The organism is Glaciecola sp. HTCC2999 (assembly GCF_000155775.1).
Classification (GTDB): Bacteria; Pseudomonadota; Gammaproteobacteria; order Enterobacterales; family Alteromonadaceae; genus Opacimonas.
Genome location: NZ_DS989812.1, coordinates 91186 through 117626, shown reverse-complemented (window position 1 = coordinate 117626; position 26441 = coordinate 91186). Strand labels below are relative to the sequence as shown.

Genomic DNA, 26441 nt, shown 5'->3' with positions numbered 1-26441 from the left:
TTGCAATCGTTCATCACATAGGCACGATTTTGTGGGACAAACTTTATTGAAAACTTTAATACTACGACCACAAATATAACTAAAAATACAGGGATACTGATAAAGGTGGCGATTAACTCGGTTGGTTCCATTGATACTTCTCCAATAATGATATGAACACAATGTATATGAATGTGGGATATTCACGCAATCTTGTAATTGTAAGTAGGTGTTGCCACAAAGGTCGTATTCGCTAATTCCCATTCATAGTTTACAGTGGATTCATAAATATTTAACAAAACATATGGGAATTTTAACACATGAGTTATGCCAACGAATATTCATCTTCCATTGACACACCAGAACATTTTTGGGGAGATAAAGCCTCTGCATTACCGTGGTTTGTTCCACCTACGACGATCTTGAGTAAAGATGAAAATAACATGGACCGTTGGTTTGCTGATGGGGTCTTAAACACCTGTTATATGGCAGTTGATCATCATGTCCAAAGTGGACGGGGTGACCAAGCGGCTATTATTTATGATTCACCGGTGACCAATACCAAAAGCCAGTTGACCTATTCACAATTACAAACCCAAGTCGCAGCATTTGCTGGCGCATTACGTGATAAAGGTGTCGAGAAAGGTGATCGTGTCATTATTTACATGCCAATGATCCCAGAAGCGGCAATTGCCATGCTAGCCGTCGCTCGCCTTGGTGCTATTCATTCTGTCGTATTTGGTGGGTTTGCGCCTGCTGAACTGGCGGTACGTATTGATGATGCCACCCCTAAGGTCATTGTCACAGCTTCTTGTGGCGTCGAAATAGCTAAAGTGATCCCCTATAAACCATTGGTTGACGAAGCGATTAACCTGGCGAGCCATTCACCGGATAGTGTCATCATGTTCCAGCGTGACACCTTACCAGCTGAATTACATCATGAGCGAGATTGTGATTGGAACGATGTCATCAGCGCAGCTACGCCAGCAGAGCCGGTGCCAGTGAATGGTACTGATCCACTTTATATCCTTTATACATCAGGCACCACCGGCGCGCCTAAAGGCGTTATGCGAGATAATGGTGGGCATGCAGTGGCGATGCATTATTCCATGGCCGCTATTTATGATAACCAACCAGGTGATGTCTTTTGGGCTGCCTCGGATGTGGGTTGGGTCGTGGGTCACTCTTATATTGTATATGCCCCGCTATTAGCTGGTTGCACGACGATTATGTATGAAGGTAAACCGGTGCGTACCCCGGATGCAGGTGGGTTTTGGCGCATGGTTGAAGAATATCAGGTCAAGACCTTATTTGCCGCCCCTACTGCGTTCCGGGCGATCAAAAAAGAAGATCCTGACGGTCTACTAATTAATGATTACGATATTTCATGTTTGAACAATATCTTTATGGCGGGTGAACGTCTTGATCCACCGACCTATGATTGGACCGTAGAAAAAACCGGTAAGCCGGTCATCGATCATTGGTGGCAAACGGAAACCGGCTGGGCAATTTGTGGCAACATGCTCGGGATTGAAAAAGTACCGGTCAAAGCAGGCTCTGCCACCTTACCTATCAGCGGCTTTAATGTCTGTATTTTAGATGAATCTGGCGCGGAGCTGCCGGCAGGATCACAAGGTGCGATAGCGATTAAATGCCCATTACCACCTAGCTGTCTACCGTCAATTTGGGGTAACTTTGAACGCTTTGAAAGTGCTTATTTAACAGAGTTCCCAGGTTACTATAGCACCGGAGATGGTGGCTACATCGATGAAGATGGATATGTCTTTATTATGGGGCGTACTGATGATGTGATAAACATTGCTGGACACCGTTTATCCACCGGAGAAATGGAAGAAGTCGTGGCTCAGCATCCTGCGGTAGCAGAATGTGCGGTGATCGGCGTCAAAGACAGCCTGAAGGGACAGTTACCTGTCGGCATGGTGATTTTAAAAGATGGCCAAGATATTACCGATGCAGACCTGCACCAAGATATCAAAAAAGCACTAGTGGCAAATATTGGACCGATTGCGTGTTTCAAAGATACTTTGATTGTACCGCGTTTACCCAAAACACGTTCTGGTAAAATTTTGCGTAAAATATTACGAAATATGGCTGATGGACAGGCCTATACGGTACCATCGACCATTGACGATCCTGCTTGTTTAGACGAGATGCATGGATTAATGCAATCGCGTAACTGGATATAGCGTTTCACTACAGATACTGCTACATTGATTTGATACAGTAGCGATTATAAGAACAACGACAGGAGTGAACATGTTTCAAGCGTTACAATTAACTGATAAGAACACCATTGCATTAACTGATCTTGATGAATCGGCCTTGCCCGAGGGTGATGTCACAGTAGCGGTGAGTTACTCGACCATTAACTACAAAGACGCCTTGGCGGTCACTGGCTCTGCGCCTATAGCCAAATCATACCCGATGGTACCTGGGATTGATTTTAGTGGCGTCGTTACTGCATCTGATAATGCTGACTTTGCCGTGGGTGATCATGTGGTATTAAACGGCTGGGGCGTAGGCGAAAAACATTGGGGCGGATTTGCACAAACTGCGCGGGTGAAAGGCAAATGGCTGATTAAATTGCCTGCGGGATTGTCTGATGCCGATGCCATGCGCATAGGGACCGCTGGTTATACGGCGATGTTATGCTGTAATGTACTGCGTGACCAAGGTGTGAAACCTGAGTCAGGTCCGATTATCCTGTCAGGTGCGACTGGTGGTGTAGGCAGTATTGCGGTCAACATTCTGGCTAAACGCGGCTATGAAGTCCATGCTTTATCAGGTAAAGCGGACCAAAATGACTATTTAACGGGGTTAGGCGCGAAAGCCGTCATTGACCGTGCGGAATATGCTGAAAAAGCGCGTCCATTAGGTCAACAAATTTGGGCTGGTGCTGTCGATGTTGCCGGCTCCCATACCTTAGCGAATATTATTGCTAATACGCAGTACGGTGGTGTGGTGACAGCTTGTGGTTTAGCACAAGGCATGGATTTACCCTCATCGGTTGCGCCATTTATTTTACGTGGCGTGTCATTAGTGGGCGTGGATAGTGTGTATTGTCCGGTGGCAAAACGCCAAGCGGCATGGGCTGATTTAGCTAATGAGATGGATATTTCACAGTTATCGGATATTGCTCATACCATTGGTCTAGCGGACGTCGAAGACGCGGCCAAAGCATTAATGGCCGGCACAGTGACGGGTCGTTATTTAGTGAAGTTAAGTTAATCGTCGGCTCTAGCTAATAAAGTTGCGCCACTATGGCGCAGCTTTTTAATGGCGCATTGGATGCGATACAGCACATACTCGAATGATAAACGGCCAATCCTGTACACTATTTTTCCTAATCGTTCTAAGTATTCATATCGTCGTATGTTAGTATATTCATAAACAACCATGATGACATTAGACTATGTACGACATTCCTACCCCAAGCTTAGCAGGGCAAGTCAGCGCTGCAGAATGGCAAACGCGTGTTGAGTTAGCAGCGGCTTACCGACTGATGGTAATGCATGGCTGGGATGATTTAATTCATACCCACATTTCAGCGCGGATCCCAGATACTGAATACTTATTAATCAATGCGTTTGGGCTGGCATTTGAAGAAGTGACTGCCTCTAACTTGGTTAAAATCGATATACAGGGGAATGTAGTCGATCCAGATAGTCCCTTTAGTATTAATCCTGCTGGCTTTACCATTCATAGCGCGGTTCATATCGCACGACATGCCGACCAATGCGCCTTTCATGTCCATCACGCGGATGCGATTGCGGTGGCATCCTTACAAGATGGATTACGTCCCTACTCGCAATACTCCGCCTTTGCCCTGGCATCGATGGCCTATCATGACTATGAGGGACTGGCTGTAGAGGAAGATGAAATACAGCGCCTTCAAGATGACTTAGGCGATGCTAATTTTATGTTATTACGTAACCATGGCGCGTTGACGATGGGCTTGACGATTGGTGATGCATTTATGCACATGTACGATTTGCTCAAAGCTTGTGAGATCCAAATCAAAATTGATGCCAGTAGCGATACGCCGATCCTCGTGGACCAAGGCATTATTGATGGGATCAAAGCGCAAGCAAACATCGTTCATACCGGCTTGACGGGGGGACAAAAAACCTGGCCTGCCATGATGCGCCGAGTCAAACGTGCTTACCCTGATTTTGACCAATAAGACATGTTATTTCTTTTTTTATTTAACCATACCGAATACGAGGCTTTATTCTCATGAAAGTGACTCACGTTGAAATTTTTGATATTCATTGCCCAGAACGTCCACCTTGGAATCCTATTTTTGTGCGCGTGCATACCGATGAAGGGATCCACGGCGTCGGAGAAGCAGGCCTAGCCTATGATTGGGGCCACAGTGCAGCAGCAGCCATGATCAAAGAAATTGCAGAAGCGGTCTTGATCGGCCATGACCCATTCAAAACAGAGCAATTATGGTCGCGTATGCTACGTGAAAGCTTCTGGGGTTTAGGGGGCGGACCGGTCCTGTATGCTGCGATGAGCGCAATTGATACTGCGTTGTGGGATATTAAAGGCAAAGCATTAAATGTGCCGGTATATCAGCTACTCGGTGGTAAGACGAATGATAATTTGCGTACCTATGCTAGTCAGTTACAGTTTGATTGGGATAGCGAATGTGTCAAATTAACCGAACCAGCCCAATACGCAGAAGCCGCGCTTAAAGCCGTTGCTGAAGGGTATGACGCAGTGAAAGTCGATCCGATAGTGTACGATGAGCATGGTAATTCAAGTTTTGACCGCACCAACTTATTTACCCCTAAGCAAATGCGTTTATTTGGTGATCGTCTGCGTGCGATCCGTGACGCGGTGGGTGAAGACGTCGATATTATTTTTGAAGCACATTCGTTAATGGGCTGTGCCAGTGCCATTCAAATGGGCAGTGTGATTGAAGAAGTCGGCTGTATGATGTTTGAAGAGCCAGTGAACTACCTCAACTCAGCGGTGCATAAAAAAGTGGAACAAAACGTCAAGGTACCGATTGCTGGTGGCGAGCGTTTGTATCATCGCTGGGATGCACGTCCATATTTTGAAGATCAAAGTATTGATGTACTGCAACCGGATGTGGGCCTATGTGGCGGATTCACAGAAGCGAAAAAAGTATGTGACTATGCGGATGTCTATGATATTCGGATCCAAGCACACGTGTGCGGCGGTCCTGTGGCGACTGCAGCGGCGTTGCAATTAGAAGCGGCGATCCCTAACTTTTTGATCCACGAGCATCATACATACGCGATAAAATCATGGAACCGTGAGCTGTGTATCCAAGATTACCAACCGGTTAATGGCCAATTTGTGGTACCTGATTTACCAGGGATCGGGATTGAATTAAATGATGAGATCGTGAAACGCTCACCTCACGTGGTCGTGAAGTAAATAGCCCGCGCGTTTTGTCCCAACAAGGCGCGCTGGTGTGTTTCATCAAAGCCTAATTCAACCAAGACATCATGCATCATTTGCCAGTAGTCTTGGTAGGATTGACGAAATAGCGTCAATGGAAAATTGCTCGCCAGTAACACCCGCTCCACACCAAATATATCTACTAATTGCTTAATGATCGGTTTTATCGCGTCAGCTGTGTATTGACGGTCTACCATTTCCCAGCCCGACACTTTCACGTGGATATTGGGGCATTGAGCTAATGCTTTCATCTGCGTAGTCCATATCCTTAGGCTGTTTGCATCATTATATGCGCCGATACCAGCATGATTAATCACCCATACATGCGAAGTGCTTCGATGAAAGGCTATGATCTGTTCTACGACCCATGCATCGGTCAGATCACACTGACATTCAAATATCAGCTGCGCATGTGCTAACGCATGTAAATTTGTGATGACCTGAGGCAAATCTAATAAGGTTCTGGCATCTTCATCGAGAATATGGCGAACTCCGACACAAGAGCGTAATGCAGACAATGTATCAATTTGTGCCTGGAACTGCTCTGTAGGCAGGGTCAAATCGCACGTGGCGATGGTGTTAAAAGGCGTAGATGACGACAGTTTTTCAGTGACTACTTGCTCAGGGGTAACTGCTCGCTCGGCGGTGACTGAGAGCTCAGCCGATGATAAATAATGCTGTTCTAAATAAGCAACTTCTCGATGAGGATGGGCGTTATCAAACCCCGCCTCGACGTGCACAAAGGCGTGTAATGCAAGAGGAGCTGAAAGCGTTAGATCCGCTGGGCTAAATGAGCGAGCAATGATCGATTTATCCGGCCAAAATGGCGGGTTACTCGGTTGTAACCAACCATACTCTCCGTCCGCCAATGCAATTAGGTGCACATGCGGATCGACCACTGTGATCATTTTGCAATATATCCACCATCCATCACAGGCAACGAACCTGTAATAAATCGAGCATCATCAGAAGCAAGAAATAATGCATAACCGGCCACTTCTTCAGGTAAACCAATACGCCCTAATGGCTGACATTGGGCTTCAAACTGGTGCACATCTTTTGGATTTGAGCCAGAACGCTCAACATAGTTAGCAATCGCTTGTTGATATAACGGAGTATCAATCGTACCAGCGCAAAGTGCATTGGCACGAATATTAAACGCGGCATAATCCAAGGCGGTGGTTTTTGCTATCGAAGCAAGAGCGTGCTTGGTGAGATTATAAGCAAACGACGATTTTTTACCGATTAACGCTTGGTCAGAAGCAATTAAAATGATTGAGCCGTTCTTGGCTTGTTTCATGTTAGGTAACGTCGCCTGAATAGCGTGATACGCCCCTTTGACGTTTAAGGCAAGCATGCTATCAAGTTGCGCTTCAGAGGTGTGTTCAATATCTGCCGAGAAGTGTTTACCGGCATTACAAATTAACGTATCGATAGTGTGCTGCTCAGCAATATGTGCAATCGCCTGTTGAACTGCCGTTCCGTCTGTCACGTCCACTTGCATGAAGTGACCGACATTAGACGCTTGGATATCTAAATTAAATACTCGGTAACCTGCGGCGATAAAGCGCTGACAAATTGCCAAACCAATGCCAGAAGAGCCTCCCGTGATGACCAATGTAGGGATGTGATTCTGTTCTGGGGCAGTATTTGGCATAAACGATTTTCCTAAGCAGGTTTATATTGGGTTTGGTCGAATAAGACGATCTCCTGATCGTCTCTTACATGTCTATAATCTAGCTTAGGATAGTCTGGTTTGGCAAGGAAAAGTCGTGGCGTTATAAACAATTAGGTGCCAAATAAGCAAACGCGGTATTAAATGCTGCTTGCTGGAAGATTTTTAATCCCGTTTCACTAAAATCGACCGGCACAGGGTAACGATTTAATGTCTCTTTTAAGTCAATATTCGTCATCACATGCACATCCAAATCCGGGATCAGTTGAATCGCGGCTTCCATTTTAAAACCTAATGCCCCACCCGCAAATTTACCCTTTAATGGACGCTCTTTGATGATGACCGCATCGACTTTATAATCTTCAATCAGCTTAGCAAATGTCGCCTGAAAATAGCGTAAATCAGACGTCGTATTTTTCTTTGTGTACTCAATCTTACGCACTCGACAATCAGGAATGTTAAACAATCCATCGGATATCGATAATAAACTGATGACAGCCTCTGTTCCTTTAATTTCAACGCCACATACTTGCATTTCATATTCTCTATGTACTGGTAAGACTAGAATTATATCGTTTTACGACGGTTGGCGATAGTACCTATGCTATCAGTTAGGTATAATAGACTATTAAGATAATTTAAACGTAAGCGCAATAATATGTGTCAATTAATGGGAATGTCGGCCAATGTGCCTACCGATGCTCGATTTAGTTTTACCGGGTTAGTCGAACGTGCCGGTCGCACAGATGTACATAAGGATGGTTGGGGGATCACGTTTTATCGGGGCAAAGGCGTACAAGAGTTTCGTGATCTACAAGCCGGCTCGGACTGCGATGTCGCTAACTTTTTAAAGCAACAATGCATCAAAAGTGACATTGTTATTGGGCATATTAGACAAGCCAATGTCGGTGCATTGACGCTTGAGAATACCCATCCATTTCGCCGTGAACTATGGGGTGAGAACTGGACATTTGCGCATAACGGCCAGCTCAAAGATATTGATACTATATTGCCTTTAGGCCGTTATTTACCGGTAGGAACGACCGATTCTGAACATATTTTCTGTTGGTTACTCGACCAAATCGCAACAGCATTTCCGACCCGCCCGTCTGATCCGACACAACTATATGCATTTATTTATGAAAAGCGCGCCCAGCTGCATGCCTATGATGTGTGTAACTTTATGCTCAGTGATGGCCATGCACTGATCGTCCACTGTTCCAATAATTTACATTGGATCACTCGCCGCGCGCCGTTTGGTCCTGCATTATTAAAAGACATTGAAGTGAGTGTGGATTTCAGTACTGAAACGACTGAAAAAGATGTGGTTACCGTGTTCGCTACCCAGCCGCTGACCACTAATGAAACGTGGATCAAAATGCAGCCAGGTGAGATGTTAGTGTTTGAGCAAGGTGAGCAAACGGGGCGTTTTTTGGCTAGTGATGATTAATCTGATGACCACCATCGATTAAATTCTCAATCAATGCGACTTGTTTAGGTAAACACACTAGCTCTAAATCATATTTTTCAACAACCGTTTCTCTAGCTGCCAATGTTACTCGTTCAATATCTGCTTTAGGCTTATTTAAAATCGCAGTCGTCTGTTTGGCGATTGCCTCATAATCAAAGAAATCCACTAACCATCCATTTTTATTATCTTCAATCACTTCTAATACTGGCGGCGTACTTGAAGCTAACACAGGTGCACCGATGCTTAATGCCTCAAGCATTGACCATGACAGGACAAAAGGATACGTTAAATAGACATGACAAGCAGATAAACGCATGACACTTAAATATACATGATATGGAATCCGGCCTAAAAAGAAGAGTCTATCTAAATCAATATCTTCTTTCACTTCATCTAAAAAGATATTTTTCCAAGTGCCTTTCTCTGGCGCTTTTCCATAGCTGACGCCATCACCACCGATAATCACCACTTTTGCCTCAGGGTTCTGCGCCATGATCATAGGCAAAGCCCGCATAAAAGAGTGATAACCACGACTGGGTTCTAAATTCCGATTAATAAATGTAATCACCTGCTTACTTTGATCAAAATGAACCACATTCCCAGCAACAGATTTAGCTTGAAAACTCACGCTTTTATCCGGTGAGAGAACTTTCGTATCGATCCCATCGTGGATCACAGATATTTTTTCATGGAATTGTTCAGGGACTGTAGAGTGCTGCCACCGTGTAGGAGACATGCCCGCATCCATGGTGATAAGATTCATTAGGTTGTTGGTGTTTTTACTCGTTAAACGGCACTTTCCAGCGAAGTTTAACGTCGGGAATTCTTTATCAAAATCAACATCACGCCCAGTAGAGCCATAATAAAACTCCACAAAATGTAGTTGCTTAGCCTCCGGCCAAACATCTTTTAGAAACAACGCTTCACCCCATCCAGGATGCACACAAATTACATCAGGTGTGTAACCATCATCGAGTAATGACTTACATAAATTAGCACACGCTTCACCGCGAATTATTTTCGCTTCATAGTCAATCACCCATGGATGAGCATTGGCGGTGGTTCCACGTTTATTTTGGTAGCGATGATAGGTGATTTTATCATTCGATTTAAAATCACACATGCCAATCGCTTTAACATCGTGACCACGTTCAGCAAGAGCCGGCGCAATGTGCTTATATTGCCCAGGGAAATTTTGATGAATAAACAGTATGTTCATAGGTAATTATCGTTCTAAAGAAAGTGTACCCACTTTTAATAACCAAGAGAGTGTTATTTCTAAGCGAATAGATGATAAAGGAAGTGCCTCAGATAATGTACTTAAGTGACACTCAGGATGCTGGTCAAATACATTCAAGATAGACGAGACTTCAGAGTATTTAGGTAATATATGATGCGCAAAGCTATGCGCTTTAAGATTAATCAATCGCTCAAACTCAACCTCAGATAACCTAGTTACCACACTTAAACACGTATTTTGACTGAACTGCTCTGTCGGATAATGAGCAAATAATCGATAGGGGTCAATTTGCTGAGGTAAGATTTTATGAGGTAATGGACCAAATTTATTGGTCGTGTGTTGGCGAATATGATCCAGTTGCGTCCATAACTCATCATATTGACGCATAATCACAGACCAATCGTAATGAGATTTAGCACGCTGCACACCCGCTTCACCCATAGATTGACGCAATGCAGGATCATCAATCAAGCGAACTAAATACGACGTTGTTTCGTGCATATCTACACTGATAGTTTCGCAGCTGTGCCCACAATACATATCATAGGTATCTTCACCCGTGGCGTAACGATGTGCTAACCACTTGCCAACACCATCTTTTGATGGCATCGTCGTTTTAACCCGAAAGCCAGTTTCATTATGTGTGATAGTGTCTTTGTAACCATCCCAATCACTGACAATCGCAGGCACCCCAGCCGCTAGCGCTTCTATTGGCGTTAACCCAAAGGTTTCTTGGATATTATCAGATAAGGACATAAATATATCCGCTACTGACCACACTAGTTTGACATTTTGTTTGTCACGTCCATCAATGTAATGGTGCTCAACATTAGGGCTTAAGGTTCTTTGTAAATCAGTAAATGCTTTTTCAATATGTTCATTAGCATACCACCCGCATTGAAGTAAGTGAATTTTACCTTGTGTATTTTTGCGCTGATGATGCGCAGCTTCTAGCGCCGCTAACATCGGATGAGGATGCGCTTTAGCATGAAACGATAAACGCCCCACATAAATCACGACAATATCATCAGGTGCAATACCTAGTTGCGCACGCGCATCAGGAATCTTCTCAGCATAGTGATGACAATGTACTCCAAGAGGTATCACAGGTAACTGCGGTAACTCAAAACGTGTGGCCCCTAATTTCCAACGGAGATAATCCATCTTTTCATCTAATATGACTTCCACAGATTGACGGACACTAGATGAAGTGCAGATAAGTGCATCCCATGGTCTGACCGGATCAGTGAGTAAATTAGAAAGCGTTTCCATAACGCTATGAGAGGCAGTTGTGTGAGTAATCCCACATAAACTAAATCGAGCCTCGTCGATTTTAGCTCGATGTACCGCCATATCCCCAATACCAGGATAAGGCATATACAACGTACTGTTGGTAAACTGTTCAAGCTGCCACAAGTTGAATGAGTTCACCCGTTCAACTTGCTGCTGCTTGATTAGGAAATCCCTAGACTGACGTACTTCTTTGGGGGAATGAAGGAGTATATCAATCTCGGACCGCCCATAATGTGCTAAAAACCCTTCCAGAAAAGCTTCTCCAGCCGCTTGCCGCCCCATAAGTTTGGGGCCACTGACGGAGTAGCTTTCATTACTAAAATATAACGCTGGTTTGGTTTTGCCCATTTATTTCATTAAATCTAGCGATAATGACTGCACAGGGAGTTTAAACTGGCCATCGATACCTATCGTATCTGGTGTCAGTTTACCCATAGCATTCATTAAACGGTATGAACTGATGCGCGTATCATACAATGCATTCACGCGACTCGCTAGTACACCATAATATTCCACTTCTGCATCAAGCACGCTTAAAGCTGTTTCTTTACCAGCATCACGTAGACGTTTACGATCTTCCATGACGGTTTTGGAAATTTCCGCCGCGTCGGTTAGTAAGCTTAAACGCTCTTGACCGTTTTCCACTTGGTTCCAAGCGATATTAACCGCTTCAGCAGTTCGGTTATTTACGTTTTTAGCCCGTTGTTTTTGTTCGTTTAAGCGATTCGTTGCTTCTGAAGAACGGTATTTAGTTTCAAAACCGAGTGAATATTCCCAGTTCATTTTCACACCAACAAACATATCACTTCGTTCATCAAGCATGTTTTTATCAAACTCATGGGTCGAACCAACAACTAAGTCAAAACGTGGTGTATATTCAGTCTTCACTCGAGTAAGAGCTTCATTTGCACGCTTAGTTTCAATATCTGCTGCTTGGATATCAGGACTTTGCGCTTTTGCGATATTTAATGCAACATCAACACTTTGAGGGAGTTGTTCAGCGAACAAATCTAGAGATTGTAAATTATTTAAATCTGGCAAACGACCAAATACTTGCTGGTAGTTTGTCATCACATCACGTAAGCCTTGACGATAGAAAACGGTCCGTTCACGGACAATTTGTAAGCGTGTTTGCGCTTGTAATGCATCCACTGCGACACCACCACCGGCATTTACACGTTTACGCTCTAATTCCAATTGATTTAGGGTTGATGCTTCATTTTCTTCTGTCAATTTAATTAACGTTAAGAAACGAGCTACTTGTAAATAAGCAGTGATCCCTTCAAGTAAGACTTGTTGGGTCAAACCGTTTTTATCCATCGCTGCCATGTCTTGATTAAGCTGAGCAGTGCGGAGATCAGAGTAATTACGACCACCATGCCATAAAGGGGTTTCTAAGGTTAAGCCCCATTTACGGTAGGATAACTTACTACGTTGGTTAGGACCGGTACCGGCATTACCTAAATAAAAATTATCGTCTGGTAAATAGCTTCTGGAAGCAATTTTTTCACGCCCCGTTTCAGCATTGAGTTTCAAACGCGTATAAAAATTCGCATTCACCGCAGCAGTATTATCTACTGATGCATCGATAGCAAAATCACTAGCAAGTAATAAAGGATGTGTCTTAACTAAGTGTGCAAGTTCTTGCTCTAACGGATTCGCGTTCACCGCAAATGCAACACTTGCAGCAAGTAGTCCAGCGGTTAGTTTACGTTTTATTGTCATGGTTCCCCCCTTGAGAGACAATGGCTTAAGTTTCGCGTAATGCTTCACTTTTTATTTTTAATATCGGTTTAATAAGTGCCCATAAGACGGATTGAGAATCGACTTTGATCGCTACCTCTCCAGTCATACCAGGCTTGATTAACATTTGTTGTTCAGGTGCACCAACATAAGCCTGAGAGGCATTAATGATGATGCGATAATACTGTTCTTCTTGTTGGCCAATGGTTGTATCAGCAGCAATTCCCTCTACCGTTCCAACAATACCGCCATAACGAAAGTAGTCATAAGCTGAGATTTTGATTAAGGCTTCTTGATCTTGGATAACAAAACCTCGATCCACCGGCGATAACTTGACTTCGATGACCAATCGGTCTTTTTCTGGTACTACTTCCATTATCGGCTCGCCCGGTTTTATCACGTTACCAATAGCCTGATACTTAATATTTTTGACAAAACCATCAATCGGAGCACGAATTACGGAACGTGCTTTTTGCTCTTTGGCGCGAATTAGCTCTTCATTTACACTCGCCATTTGGCGTTCAATATCACCTAACTCATCGGATGCTCTGCGAACGAAACGCGCTTGTTCTTCGCGAATACGTCCTTGCGATTCAACTACAACAGATAACGCACCCGCAATAGCTTGAGTCGTTGCTGCAATTTCACCTTTCATGGTTTCTACCGCACGTAAACGCTGGAAATGTTCAAGTTCAGAGACCAATTTATCAGCAACAAGATTATTTGAAATCGCGAGTTCCTTTTCTGCAATGATTAAGTTTTGTTCTTGGGACTGTTGTTTCGCTTGCAGCTCGGCAACGCGCTTTTCGGCTTGTTTGAGTTGTTGTTCTAATGCAGAGACAACTTCATTTAGTTCATTAGTACGTGATTTAAACGTGTTCTTTTCTGCCAATCCGGACTGACGAATGTTGTCTGGTAAATCATTATCAACCACATATTCAGTTCCTTGCGTTTCTGCCATAAGACGTTTCTGTATAATTTGTAACACACCAAAACGCGCCATTAATTCGGGTACATTGACACCAGAACTCGCTAGGTTTAATTCAATCAGCGGGTCGCCTGCCGCCACTCTCTGATTATCTTGAACATATAAGGTTTCAATGATCCCGCCTTCTAAATGCTGAATCACTTTTACCTTATTAAATGGGACCACTTTACCCGGTGCAGTTACTACTCGATCAACTTTAGCCACACTAGCCCATATCAATGCCACAATAAATAATAGGATCAACCACACATCGCGACGACGCCAGTTCGGTTCTCCTTGTTTTTGTAGTACTTTTGCAAATGGATTATTAGCTACCATGATTATCTCCACTGCTTGTAAAACCGAGTTTAGGTAACACATCTTTGGCTAGACCCGCAGCCGCGACTCTTCCGTTTTGTAATACAACAATACCATCAGCTTGTTGCAACAATACCGGGCTATGAGATACGACAATGACCGTACGATCTCTAGCTAATAATTTCATTTGTGCAATAAACGCTTGCTCTGCTTCACGATCTAAGTCAGATGTAGGCTCATCGAATAAAATAATCGGGGGCGATTGCATTAACGTTTGAGCAATCGCAATACGTTTGCGTTGACCGCTAGAAAAGCGACTCCCCGCTTCACCAACCTCGGTATCAAAGCCATCGGGTAAACTGGTGATAAATTCAAATGCGCCAGCGAGCTTACAAATCGTGACTAATTCTTCATCAGTAATATCCGTACTAGCGAGTAGTAAGTTTTCTTTAATCGTACCTTGCACTAAGCGAGGTTGTTGAGGTAAGTAACCTATCCATTTGGCGAGGTCTTGTTGGCCAAATTGCTTTATATCTGACCCATCAATTAAGATTCGACCAGCTGAAGGTGCATATAAACCGCGCATCAGTTTGAGTAATGTCGTTTTCCCACTCCCATTATTACCAACAATCACATGTAACCCCGTCGCGCCGAGTCGACCGGAGACTTCATTAATTTGATTAGATTCAGATTGGGGATATGCAAAGCTCACCTTGTCTAACGTCAACTGCCCTTCTGGACGCGCCATCGCGACAGGTGACACAGTGCGGTCCAGCGGTACACTGAATAATTCATTCAGACGGTCGCGAGCAAGGTTAAATTGACCAAATGTACGCCATTGACTGACTAATTGCACCATTGGACTGGTGAGTTTTCCAGTTAAAATATTCGCCGCAATCAATGCCCCCATTGTCATGAGTTGGTTCATGATAGCGATGGCGCCAAAGCTGGTCATTAAGACCGTGGAGCTCACCATTAAGCTTTGGGACATATCACGATAGCGGTCACTTTCTTCACTGCGATCAACCGAGTTCTCCATCCATTGGGCGTATTGCGTTTCCCACTTAAGATTCAAAGAAGCAGAAGGACCAACCGCTTTTAAATGGCGACGAGATGCCGTTAGATCAGATAACACAGCATCACGATTAATCATCAAGGCTTTTTCATCAGCAGCCGCGTTACGCATCACTTTTTCCGAGCGCCAGGCTAAGAACATAAACGCAGACATAATCGCTAACGCTAGCACCAATAGTGGCGGTGCTATGATACTTAATAATATCAGTGTTAATACAATGAAAGGTAAATCAATAAGTAGCAATGCCGGTGCACCCGCCATGACACTACGAACTAATTCAATATCTCTAAACATCGCTTGCCAAAATGCCGGTGAGCGAGCTTCCAACTCTATCAAAGGCATATCCGCAAGACGTTTATAAACAGTGCGTGCAATAGATATTTCAATGCGTGAACCAATCCGACGCATGAGCGCAGAGCGACCACCACGTAAAATAAATTCTACCAAAATAGCAATCGCCATCCCTGAGGCTAATGCGATTAACGTGTTATGGCCGCCTTTAGCGATGACGCGATCATATACTTGTAACGCAAATATCGAGGCAAATAACCCTATAATGTTGATCCCAAAAGCCATCAATAAGGTTTGTTTATAAGCAGGCCGCAAGGGTTCGAAAATCGCATCGAACCACGTTTGTGCCTGTTCATCGGATAGACCATCAACGGGTAATTCTTCACTATCCACAGTGAGACCTCGTCCGTTTTTACTCGCCACTAAAAATTGCTTCACGATCATCAATAACGATCTGAGATGATTCGTTTTAGTTGTTGTAGTGCTCTCCACTTGTGGCGTTGGTGCCACAGGTGGAGTGTTTTGCTCAGTCATTTATAACCTTAGATGCCATTAGGATCGATGTCGGTAACTACATAGACGTCATTTTCACTATCATAGTAAACGCTGAAGCTGCCTTCGCCATTTACAGTAGTGGTGTCGCCTGTATCTTCCCAACTTCCACCTGTTAGGTTAAGTGTATCTGAGCCTTCCGTGCTATCTACAACGAGCAGTATCTTATCTTGGTAATCAGAATTATCAACCGTGCTGTTATTGCTCGATACAAAATCAATGATATTGGCACCGGATAACGTCACTTCCTGGTTACCTGCGCCTAACTCAAAGATTTCGGCATTATCGATATTCACTAATGTTTCAGAAGCAAAGTCCAATGTCTCGGTAGTATTAAATAATATAGTATCTGTACCAGAGCTTGCCTGAATACTATCCACCGCATCGCTATCGAAGTGAATAATGTCATTACCTGCTCCAGCATCAATCGTATCCTGACCTAGGCCACCTATAAAGGTATCATTCCCACCAAAGGCAGTCATAATATCGTTACCCGCACCACCATCAATGTAAGCATCACTGCCGCTAAAGCGAAGATTATCGTTCCCATCACCGGCAATAATACCTTCGACATTTTGATAATTAACATTATTTACAGTCAATACACGAGTGTCATTCGTTTGGAAGTAGAATCCAGTAGAGATACCATCATCGAAATTTGAGAAATCGATAATATCGATACCATCGCCGCCGTAGAAAGTGTCACGATGTGAATCTACTGATACTACGAAGGTATCATTCCCGTCGCCGCCATAAATAGTGTCAAGGCCATCGCCATCGATAATGGTATCATTACCAGCCCCACCAGAGATTAGGTTACCATTCTCATCGCCAGTAAAGATATCGTTACCTGCACCACCTGTGACATTTTCAAAGTTAGACACGGTATCCGTTCCACCTTGACCGTCAGCAACCGTCACCGTAGCTCCGATATTCGCTGCAATTGAGAAGGTCACGCCAGAAGTTGCACGTGAGAAGTCGAGCGTATCAACACCCTCTCCACCGTCCAGAGTATCATCTCCTAAACCACCACCAAACACTTCAGCGGCATCACTACCAGTCATGGTATCTGCAAAATCAGAACCAATAACACCTTCGACATTGGTCACGGTATCAGAACCAAGATTCACATCTGTAATACTAATCTCTGTACTATCCGAGAAATCAATAGTCAACGCCGCAGAAGCAGCAGATAAATCAATCACATCGACACCAGCACCACCGTCAATAACATCATCTCCGGTGCCACCGGTTAATGTATCATTACCCGCGCCGCCGTTGAGCGTATCGATGCCAACACCACCGATAAGGATATCGTCACCACTTTCACCAAGTAGGTTATCGTTTCCTAATCCACCCGTAATCGTGTCATTTTCATTGCCACCGCGCAGATCATCATTACCTGAACCGCCATCAATGGAGTCGTTACCGCTTTGACCATAAATAGTATCGTTACCTAGGTTACCTAATAACGTATCATTTCCGTCAATTGAGGAGTTTCGACCATATAGAGCATCATTCCCAGCATTACCATCTAAGTAACCACCGAATATCGCATCATAATCGTCACCATTACTGGATGTATTAACTCGGTCAATACGTAATGTATCGTTAAACTGCGTACCTAAAACACCTTCAATTTGATAGAAATAATTCCACTGACCATCAATATAGACCTCGTCATAAGAATCATTAATATCAAAATAATTACTAACAGCTGTTGTGTTGTTTTCAAAACTTAGAATATCGAAACCAGCACCACCATAGAAATAATTCCTAGCATTATCATTAGGTGTAAATAACAGAACATCATCGCCGTCTTGTCCATAAATGGTATCAGCACCAAATCCAAGGTCGACGGTGTCATTACCTTGACCAGCATAAATGACCTCATTGCTGTTACTTCCAACAATAGAATCATCACCAGCACCGGCAAATCTAACAAACTCAATACCCACCAACGTATCTACTTCACCATTATCTTTAACGACAGTTTGGTTCGCTAAATCAATAATAAGGTTACCCTCGTAGGCTGAGTAGTCAATGGTATCTGAGCCTAAGCCACCAATAATCGTATCGTTACCGGCAGTACCATAGAAATAATCATTACCTGATTGACCATTTAACTCATCTGCAGCTTCTGAGCCTTTGATTGTGTCATTGGCAGAGCTACCTATTACTGTTTCAAAACCAGAAATCGTTTCTTCGTTACTGAAGCCGTCATTCAAGATGAGGTTTTGAGTTAAATCGACATTCACGGCCGCAGTGATATTAGCAAATGAGAGTATGTCATTACCTTCACCACCGATAAGCGTATCCACACCATCACCACCGCCAATGACATCATCGCCATCAGATCCGGTAATAGCATCGTCACCAGAGCCAGCTAATACACCTTCAAAATTCGTCAAGGTGTTACTGCCAAGTCCAGTCACAGTTAATGTCGATTCCCAATCAGTACTTAGGTCAATGTTCACATCATTCGTTGCTGCAGATATGTTCAATGCATCAATACCTTCACCGCCATCGAGTGAGTCATCACCTGCAGTAACATTGATTAAATCATTTCCTGCGCCACCCATTAATGTATCTGCATTAGCAGTACCATTAATAGTGTCATCACCCGCGCCACCGTCAAAGTTTGCAGCACCAGCGCTTGCTGCCAAGTTATCATTCCCAGCACCAGAGACAAATTGCTCAATACTTGTGTAAGTATGACGGTTGCCATCAGGCGTCAGTGTATTTGCAGTAGTTGCACCGAATGCAAAGTTAGTAATAGATAAATTAGCATCGCTAATATATGTAAGAGTGTCGACACCATCACCACCAGAAATAGTCACTGCCGCATTATTAGATGCCAAAGTAATGCTATCGTCAGTGTCGCCCAGTGTCACATTCTCAAAATATGTCACTCTAGTCGTATTTTCACCATAAACAGCAGTATTAGTAACGAAGTTAACATCAACTGACACATCGATATTACTGAAATCAATAGTATCAGTACCATCGCCACCATCGTAAGTATCGTTACCTAATGTAGCAATAATCGTATCGTTACCCCAGTCTCCACGGATTTCATTATCACCGTCAGAGCCAGTTAGGTTATCCGCGCCACGACCACCTGATAAGTTCTCGAAACCACTGATAGTATCCACAGTACCGTAACCATCATTCGTGACCGTATTCGTGCCCAAGTTTACTGTTGCACCATTACCACTGCCGTTCCAGCCATAGGTCAAGGTGTCAATACCATCACCACCGGTTAAGGAGTCATTACCACGATACCCACCAATAATATCAGAACCATCCGTTCCGGTGATAGTATCGTTATAACTACCACCAATGAGACCTTCAAAATTAGTCAAAGTGATATCCATAAGCACATTACTTTGATTATTATCGTAGTAACTGAAGTTGGCTTGCCAGTTAGTATTTAAATCAATATCAAAACCAGAGTTAGTCGGCGAATAGTTATCTAATACAGCGTAAGCATCAAGACCTTCGCCGCCATCAAATACGCCATTCCCCCAGTCTCCACTGATAACATCGTTACCTTCACCACCAGAAATAGTGTCATTATGACCAGCTCCCCAGATACTATCATCGCCAGCACCACCGAAGAGCTCATCATTACCATCGCCACCGCTGATAGAGTCATTCCCAGCACCACCAAATAATGAATCGTCATAACGTCCGCCAGAAATATTATCATTTCCTAGATCACCATCAACCCAAGAAGTACCGTAATAATAGGTAGTCAGCGAGTCATTACCCTGACCTAGTATGATTCGTTCAAAGCTACTAAAGTAATCTTCTCCATACCAAGTGGAAGTTCCTGCATACCAATTACTAAAAGAGAGATTCGTCGTAACATGGGCAAATGTAATCGTATCTGTTCCAGCTTCACCGTAATAATAATCACGGTTACCTTCGTAGTTACCAATGACCAAGTCATTACCAATACCAGCATAGACAGAATCATAACCGTCACCGACATCAATGGTATCGTTACCATCATTATTTTCATCTACGCGGTCATTACCAGCGCCAGTGTAAATGGAGTCATCGCCTTGGTTACCATCGACAAAATCATTGCCATCTCCACCAGAGATAGTATCGTTACCTTCACCCCCAGAAATAGTATCGTTACCCGTACCACCAGAGACACTATCATTCCCGATGCCAGCGCTTAGGTTATCATTACCACCGTTACCTGAAATGGTATCAAACCCGCCATTCCCGACGATGACATTATTTGCGTTATCACCCGCTAATATATCGGATGCAGAACCACCTGTAATATTTTCAAAACCGCGAATCACATCAAAGCCGCCTTGGCCATCAGCAATCGTTACTGCACCTGTCACATTTAAGTCGACTTCAACTGTTTGGTTAGCATTGGATAAATCGAGCGTATCAATACCTGCTCCGCCATCAAGTGTGTCATTACCTAAACCACCACCAATAATGTTGTTCGACGCATTACCTGTGATTATATCGTTAGCTTGACCACCAATAATACCTTCGAAACCTGTGACTTGATCATCGCCAAGGACATCATCGCTGAGTGTAATCGTGTCATTAGCATTACCAAGTACAATATTTAATGAAGAAGTAGATTCCGACATATCAATAACATCAATACCCGAACCACCGTTGAGTGAATCATTACCTGTACCGCCAGCAATAGTGTCACTGCCTGACCCACCAACAATCGTATCAACACCTTCGCCACCGGCAAGATAATTATTACCAGAAGAACCTGCTATTTCATCATCACCGGCACCACCATAAACGGTATCGTTACCAGCACCTGCTGAGATAGAGTCATCTCCCGCATCACCGAAGACAGTATCATTTCCGGAACCGCCATTAATGGTATCAGCGTCATCACCACCAAAGATGCTATCTTGGTCGTTTCCACCATCGATAAAGTCAGCTCCAGTGCCGCCCTTAATGGAATCATCTCCAGAATTACCCAAGATGCTATCAGCACCATCATCACCGCCAATAGAGTCGTTTCCAACGCCACCATCTAGGGTGTCATCACCGTCTTGACCACGTAATGTATCATCGCCAGAGTTAGACAACGTTTCAACTATCGTATCGTTACCAGCACCGCCGGTAAGTAAATCGTTCTCAGCTCCACCATCAATAGAATCGTCACCTTCGCCACCAATGATAGTATCGTTAAGCGCACCACCATTAATCGAATCAGCACCTAAACCGCCATCAATAGAATCGCGACCATCTTCACCTTCGATGACATCATCACCAGCAAGACCTAAAATAGTATCTCGGCCATCACCACCACGTAGGGTATCAGCGTCTAATCGACCCGTAATAGCGTCTTTACCATCACCACCTTGAACTTGTTCAAAGTTAGTAAAGGTATCAGAACCTTCACCAGTGTTTTGAGCTGAGGTTAGACCTAAATCAATCGTAATATCAGAAGTGGTCACAAAGCGAATTTCATCATCTCCGTCACCACCATCAACAACATCATCGCCTCGACCAGAGATAATCGTATCATCCCCGCCAAACCCTAAGATGGTGTCGTTGCCTACGCCAGCATTAATACTATCAGCACTTTCAGTGCCCACTACAGAGTCGTTACCTCGGTCACCAAATAATGCAGTAACAGCGTTAGTCGCGACGAAAATACCTTCATTGCCGTATTGGAAAATACGATAAGTCGTCTCTCCGCCATTGACGGTAGTGGTATCACCGGTATCCACCCAATCAATATCAGTTAAATTCACTAAGGTATCTGCACTTGTGCTCGTAACAACTAAAATAGTTTGAGCGTTGTAAGTCGTATTATCGACTGTTGCATTAGTACTTGGTGCAAACTCACGGATAGCTTGGCTGTCTAAATCAAGGATTTGTGCATCACCGGCCAGCTCAATGACTTCAACATCGTTTAAACGAACGTAAGCCGAATCATCAAACGTAAAGCGTTTAGTGGATTGATCCACCAGAACTAAGGTGTCATTACCCGCACCACCATCAAACAAGACCGTGCCATTTGCAGAGTTATAGGCTGTATAGCTTAGTGAATCATCACCCGCTTCACCATATATCCGGTCGGTACCGCTATTACTATGAGAGAAACTATCGTCACCAGCGCCACCAAATAAGGTATCTGAACCAGCACCACCTGATAAGGTATCACTACCGTCACCACCATAAATAAGGTCGCTTTCGTTGCCGCCGTCGATCGAATCGTCTCCGGCTTCACCGCGTAAGGTATCTTGGCCTGAGCCACCTAGCAAGGTATCTGCACCAATACCACCAGATAAGGAGTCATTACCATTTTGGCCTTCAAGGCGGTCATCACCTGCACCACCATCAACGGTATCATTTTCATCACCAGAGAGGACCACATCATTACCCGCTCCCGCATTGATACTATCACTCCCCCCTGCTGAATTAATCGTTTCAGCATTAGTACTACCAGTAATTGTATCTTCACCAAAACCAGTTACGATATTTTCAACATTGGTGATTATTTTGGTTCCAATATCAGAAGCCACACCTGATGAATTTGACAAGTCAATAAGAATTGCAGTGAATGGAAGTTCAGTTGCGAAATTAACGGTATCGTTACCAGCTCCACCATCGATAACATCATTGCCTGTGTTCACACAAATAACGTCATCACCATCACCAGCATTAACAGTATCGTTTCCAGTACCTGAATAGAAGGATTCATTAGCATCTGAACCTGTTACATTATCATTACCAGAACCTGTTCTAACAGTTTCAAACCCACTTAGAGTATCGGTATCACCGTGCTCATCTGTGGCTGAACCTGTTGTTAGATTTACCGTGATATTCGCTGTTGCGGAGACATAATTTAGTGTATCGCTCGAACCAGCACCGGTTAATGTATCATCACCTGCACCACCATCTACCGAGCTATTATTTACGGATATGGTATCGCCGAAAGTAGAGCCTTGGATATGCTCGATACCGTTTAAGGTATCCGCACCACCGTCTCCATCGGTTGATACTTGACCGGCGCTTAATGACATATCCACGGTAATTGCAGAAGCCGCATTCGTGTAATCAGCAGTGTCGAAACCCGAACCACCGACTAAGCTATCATTACCTGCACCACCGACAAGTGTATCATTACGAGAATTACCACCGGTGAGCGTGTCATTACCCGCGCCACCGTCAAAATATACCCCTGTAGAATTAGATGGAGCACTTTGACTAGGTATATAAGTCAATTTGTCATTACCGCCACCAGCAATAACCGCTTCGATATCTTCATAACGGTCATCAATACTATCGGTCAAATAATCGGAATTTAATTGACCGTTAATAATACGGTCAGTTTTTCCATTTGCATCATCTAGCAATGAACCAAGATACGCCGAACTATCGTAGATATTTTCATTAAGATCACGTGTAATTGCAGACAAATCAAGTGTATCGAAACCTTCTCCACCAAAAACAGAGTCGTTGAATTCATCGTCAGTTAACACAAAGGTATCATTACCAGAACCGCCGTATAATGTATCTTCACCACTGCCACTGACAAAGGTATCGTCACCATCATTACCCCAAACCCAATCGTTTCCAGTAGTGCCAATGATGGAGTCATTTGCTAAACCAGCAACGACTATTTCAAAATTAGAGATTTGGTCAGTACCTTCACCAGTTACGACACCTGTCGCCATATTAATAATCATATTATTAGCGGCAAAACCGAAGAACACTGTATCTGTTCCATCACCACCGTTGAGGGTGTCATTACCAGCTCCACCAGCAATCGTTTCGGCAGCTGCACTACCGGTAATATTATCGTTACCGGTACCACCTAATACATTTTCAAAACCACTAATGGTATCAGTACCGCCCTGACCATCATTTGCGACAGTACCGGCATCTAAATCAACAGTGACCGCGCCAGAGACTTCACTAAAGTTCAGTACATCTATTCCGCCTCCTGCATTAAGGGTATCATCTCCAGCACCACCAGATATCCAATCATTACCATTATTGGTCACTATAGAATCATCGCCAGCCTCACCAAACACAGTATCATTAAGTGATGAACCAGAAACGGTATCATTACCACCACCTAAATGAACTTTTACGCCACTGACGACAATAGTGTCAGCGTTATCAGAGAAAATAAACTCTTCAATGTTCGTATAACGACCTAATTCTGAACCAGCACCACTAAATTGTAATTGGGAGTTAGAATGACTAAACGTACTAGAATCCGATACACCGGCTGATAGATTGCTCAAATCTAAGGTATCTGAGCCTGCTCCACCAGCGAAAGTATCATTCCCACTACCGGCAACAAACGTATCATTGTGAACCGTTCCGATGAAAGTAAATTCACCTGTAATGCTATCAGTGCCTGTTTCAGAAGATGTAATCTCGCCACCATTAGCATCAAATTCAACTCCAACAGAAACATTACTAAAGTCAAGTAGAGCAGTACCTGCGTTATTGACAAATGTATCATCTTGGACAGAACCAACCACTCGCTCTGTGCCCGTAAATGTGACCGCAGCACCACCTGTTACCGCTCCTTCACCCGTTCCAGTAAAGGTCACAGTGACGGCTGAACCAAAGGTTGAATAGTTCAGAATATCAGTCGAAGCATTACCCGTGACAGTAACGCCATTAGCATTGTTAAGAGTCACCGTAGAACCCGCTGTATTTATAGTATCAATATCACTGAAGCTATCCATACCATAATTAGCAGCACTGTAAGCTATCGTACCGGCATTAGCACCCGTAAAGTCGATAGTCACATTACCGCTGATACCACTTAAGTCTAAGGTATCAGTGCCTGCACCACCGATAAATGAGTCATTCCCACCTCGTGCATTAATGACGGTAAATGTATTCCCTGCAGTACTCGCTGTATAAGTATCTGCTTGGCTAGTGCCTTGGATATGTTCAATGTTTGAGAACTCATCGCTACCTTGTCCAGAAACGTTGCCGTCTGTGGCGTTAGTGTAACTAACAGCGATTGATTGGCCGTTATTTGCATAGCTCAACGTATCTGTATCGTCACCACCATCAATTGTATCGTCTCCAGTCCCTGCAGTGATGAAATCATTACCAGCATTACCTGCAATCACATCATTACCGGCAGCACCAACAATCACATCATTACCTTCACCGCCAGCAATATCATCACTACCAGCTCCAGCATAAATAGTGTCATTACCACTATCTGCAACAAAGGTATCTGCACCCGACTCTCCATATATCACATCATTACCTGTCGTACTGGTATCTGCTACTGCAGATAATGAGACAATGACAGGTGTCAATGTTGTAATAACAAAGATATTTTTTCCACTTGCTTGATAAATAGTAAACGTCGTCGATCCACCGTTCACAGTGGTGGTATCACCTGTATCTAACCACTGAGCACCATTAAGAGTTAAGGTATCGGTACCGTCTGTACCATCAACCACCAATACGTTACCTAACTGATAATCAATATTATCAACCGCTGTATTGGTACCATTGGTCATATTCAAGACATCTAAATCACTCAGTGTTAGCGCTTGAGTATCAGTACCAAGACTAATGATTTCAATACTCTCTACACTATTTGATGAAGCTGAATTCATGTCTAATGACATGTCACCTTTAAGCGTTAATGTATCAATACCTGAACCACCATCAAGGCGGAAGAAATTATCATCCACGATAGTAAGGGCATCATCTCCAGCGCCGCCGATTAATACATCAGCACCACCATCACTGATTAACGTATCGTTACCAACATTTCCAATAAGACGATCTTGACCAAATAATGCGACCGGATTATCACCGCGAGCGCCTGTTAATGTGCCACCGGCAGATACTGAAATCACTTGAACAACATCATTACCATTACCTAAATTACCCAAAGATGCATCTCGAGTACCACTAAGTACTTGCGAACCATAGAAGATATTGGATGAAGTATTATTACTAAAGCTTACATCAGCAAAACCATCACCATCTATATCACCTAGTGCCGTCCACTCGCCTGTCCCAGTCCCTAAGATTTGAATGCCGTAGTCTTGGACGGTAAGCGTACTAAAGTTTTCCCAATTAGCATTTGATTGACCTAATATGAGATAAGAAGACCCCGTTCCTGCAGTTCCGTTATCATCGCCTTCAGCATCGCCTGAAGCTTGAACAATAAAGTCATCAAAACCATCCCCATTAATATCGCTAATACCTGTCCAGCTATCATTGCCTAACTTATCGAAATCCAAGGCACCCGTGATACGGAAACCTTGGTTATTTGCAGCAAGGTCCGTCAAGCTGACATCACTATCCCATTGATCTGAATTAAGTTCATCAGACGCTGAACCAAATAGCACATAAACTGCACCATTAGCT

At 43.7% G+C, this 26441-nt stretch carries 14 protein-coding genes (1 of these 14 running past the window's edge); 5 read left to right on the top strand and 9 right to left on the bottom strand.

Annotation, left to right across the window (positions count from 1 at the left end; translation table 11 throughout):
- Window positions 1-299 precede the first annotated feature (299 nt).
- From G2999_RS06830 to G2999_RS06815, 4 genes are all read left to right on the top strand, one after another.
- The gene (locus G2999_RS06830) at window positions 300-2186 is read left to right on the top strand and encodes a propionyl-CoA synthetase (RefSeq protein WP_010180060.1); all 1887 of its coding nucleotides are present in this window, start codon (window positions 300-302) and stop codon (window positions 2184-2186) included.
- Between the two features lie 70 nt (window positions 2187-2256).
- The gene (locus G2999_RS06825) at window positions 2257-3228 is read left to right on the top strand and encodes an MDR family oxidoreductase (protein WP_010180058.1); all 972 of its coding nucleotides are present in this window, start codon (window positions 2257-2259) and stop codon (window positions 3226-3228) included.
- A 184-nt stretch (window positions 3229-3412) separates the two neighbouring features.
- Complete coding sequence (locus G2999_RS06820; protein ID WP_010180056.1) at window positions 3413-4183, top strand: class II aldolase/adducin family protein; 771 nt, start codon at window positions 3413-3415, stop codon at window positions 4181-4183.
- Window positions 4184-4236: 53 nt separating this feature from the next.
- Window positions 4237-5412 (top strand): mandelate racemase/muconate lactonizing enzyme family protein, encoded by a 1176-nt coding sequence (locus G2999_RS06815; RefSeq protein ID WP_010180054.1) that lies wholly within the window; start codon window positions 4237-4239, stop codon window positions 5410-5412.
- Here G2999_RS06815 and G2999_RS06810 read toward each other — a convergent pair.
- The 3 genes from G2999_RS06810 to G2999_RS06800 form a co-directional block, all read right to left on the bottom strand.
- Window positions 5394-6344: an amidohydrolase gene (locus tag G2999_RS06810; protein ID WP_010180052.1), complete on the bottom strand. Its 951-nt coding sequence runs from the start codon at window positions 6342-6344 to the stop codon at window positions 5394-5396. The two genes, G2999_RS06815 and G2999_RS06810, sit on opposite strands and share 19 nt — an antisense overlap.
- The gene (locus G2999_RS06805; RefSeq protein ID WP_010180051.1) at window positions 6341-7093 is read right to left on the bottom strand and encodes an SDR family NAD(P)-dependent oxidoreductase; all 753 of its coding nucleotides are present in this window, start codon (window positions 7091-7093) and stop codon (window positions 6341-6343) included. Before G2999_RS06805 ends, G2999_RS06810 begins: the two co-directional genes overlap by 4 nt.
- Window positions 7094-7214: 121 nt before the next feature.
- Window positions 7215-7646 carry a DUF3010 family protein gene (locus G2999_RS06800; RefSeq protein ID WP_010180049.1) on the bottom strand — a complete coding sequence of 144 codons (432 nt, stop codon included), beginning with the start codon at window positions 7644-7646 and terminating at the stop codon, window positions 7215-7217.
- Between the two features lie 123 nt (window positions 7647-7769).
- On the opposite strand from G2999_RS06800, the gene G2999_RS06795 reads away from it, so the two are divergent.
- Complete coding sequence (locus G2999_RS06795) at window positions 7770-8561, top strand: class II glutamine amidotransferase (RefSeq protein WP_010180047.1); 792 nt, start codon at window positions 7770-7772, stop codon at window positions 8559-8561.
- Here the strand turns inward: G2999_RS06795 and G2999_RS06790 are convergent.
- The 6 genes in view from G2999_RS06790 to G2999_RS13695 are tightly spaced (at most 25 nt apart) and all read right to left on the bottom strand, a layout consistent with a single transcriptional unit that may run on beyond the window.
- Entirely contained in the window at window positions 8548-9801 is a 1254-nt protein-coding gene (locus G2999_RS06790; protein WP_010180045.1) for a glycosyltransferase, read from the bottom strand. The genes G2999_RS06795 and G2999_RS06790 overlap by 14 nt on opposite strands.
- A 6-nt stretch (window positions 9802-9807) precedes the next feature.
- Entirely contained in the window at window positions 9808-11463 is a 1656-nt protein-coding gene (locus G2999_RS12075) for a glycosyltransferase family 4 protein (RefSeq protein WP_010180043.1), read from the bottom strand.
- A complete protein-coding gene (locus G2999_RS06780) occupies window positions 11464-12840 on the bottom strand; it encodes a TolC family protein (protein ID WP_010180041.1) in 1377 nt (458 codons plus the stop codon). It lies immediately after the preceding gene.
- A gap of 25 nt (window positions 12841-12865) precedes the next feature.
- The gene (locus G2999_RS06775) at window positions 12866-14164 is read right to left on the bottom strand and encodes an HlyD family type I secretion periplasmic adaptor subunit (protein ID WP_010180040.1); all 1299 of its coding nucleotides are present in this window, start codon (window positions 14162-14164) and stop codon (window positions 12866-12868) included.
- Window positions 14154-16043: a peptidase domain-containing ABC transporter gene (locus G2999_RS06770; RefSeq protein ID WP_010180038.1), complete on the bottom strand. Its 1890-nt coding sequence runs from the start codon at window positions 16041-16043 to the stop codon at window positions 14154-14156. Before G2999_RS06770 ends, G2999_RS06775 begins: the two co-directional genes overlap by 11 nt.
- 8 nt (window positions 16044-16051) lie before the next feature.
- On the bottom strand, window positions 16052-26441 hold the 3' end of the coding sequence (locus G2999_RS13695; RefSeq protein ID WP_010180036.1) for a hemolysin-type calcium-binding region. It continues 19679 nt past the right edge of the window; the window shows 10390 of its 30069 coding nt (coding positions 19680-30069); its start codon lies beyond the right edge, outside the window; the stop codon is at window positions 16052-16054.

Bases quoted from the DNA above. Each gene is read 5' to 3' on its own strand.
- G2999_RS06830 (WP_010180060.1), top strand. From the start codon at position 300: ATGAGTTATGCCAACGAATATTCATCTTCCATTGACACACCAGAACAT.
- G2999_RS06825 (WP_010180058.1), top strand. From the start codon at position 2,257: ATGTTTCAAGCGTTACAATTAACTGATAAGAACACCATTGCATTAACT.
- G2999_RS06820 (WP_010180056.1), top strand. From the start codon at position 3,413: ATGTACGACATTCCTACCCCAAGCTTAGCAGGGCAAGTCAGCGCTGCA.
- G2999_RS06815 (WP_010180054.1), top strand. From the start codon at position 4,237: ATGAAAGTGACTCACGTTGAAATTTTTGATATTCATTGCCCAGAACGT.
- G2999_RS06810 (WP_010180052.1), bottom strand. From the start codon at position 6,344: ATGATCACAGTGGTCGATCCGCATGTGCACCTAATTGCATTGGCGGAC.
- G2999_RS06805 (WP_010180051.1), bottom strand. From the start codon at position 7,093: ATGCCAAATACTGCCCCAGAACAGAATCACATCCCTACATTGGTCATC.
- G2999_RS06800 (WP_010180049.1), bottom strand. From the start codon at position 7,646: ATGCAAGTATGTGGCGTTGAAATTAAAGGAACAGAGGCTGTCATCAGT.
- G2999_RS06795 (WP_010180047.1), top strand. From the start codon at position 7,770: ATGTGTCAATTAATGGGAATGTCGGCCAATGTGCCTACCGATGCTCGA.
- G2999_RS06790 (WP_010180045.1), bottom strand. From the start codon at position 9,801: ATGAACATACTGTTTATTCATCAAAATTTCCCTGGGCAATATAAGCAC.
- G2999_RS12075 (WP_010180043.1), bottom strand. From the start codon at position 11,463: ATGGGCAAAACCAAACCAGCGTTATATTTTAGTAATGAAAGCTACTCC.
- G2999_RS06780 (WP_010180041.1), bottom strand. From the start codon at position 12,840: ATGACAATAAAACGTAAACTAACCGCTGGACTACTTGCTGCAAGTGTT.
- G2999_RS06775 (WP_010180040.1), bottom strand. From the start codon at position 14,164: ATGGTAGCTAATAATCCATTTGCAAAAGTACTACAAAAACAAGGAGAA.
- G2999_RS06770 (WP_010180038.1), bottom strand. From the start codon at position 16,043: ATGACTGAGCAAAACACTCCACCTGTGGCACCAACGCCACAAGTGGAG.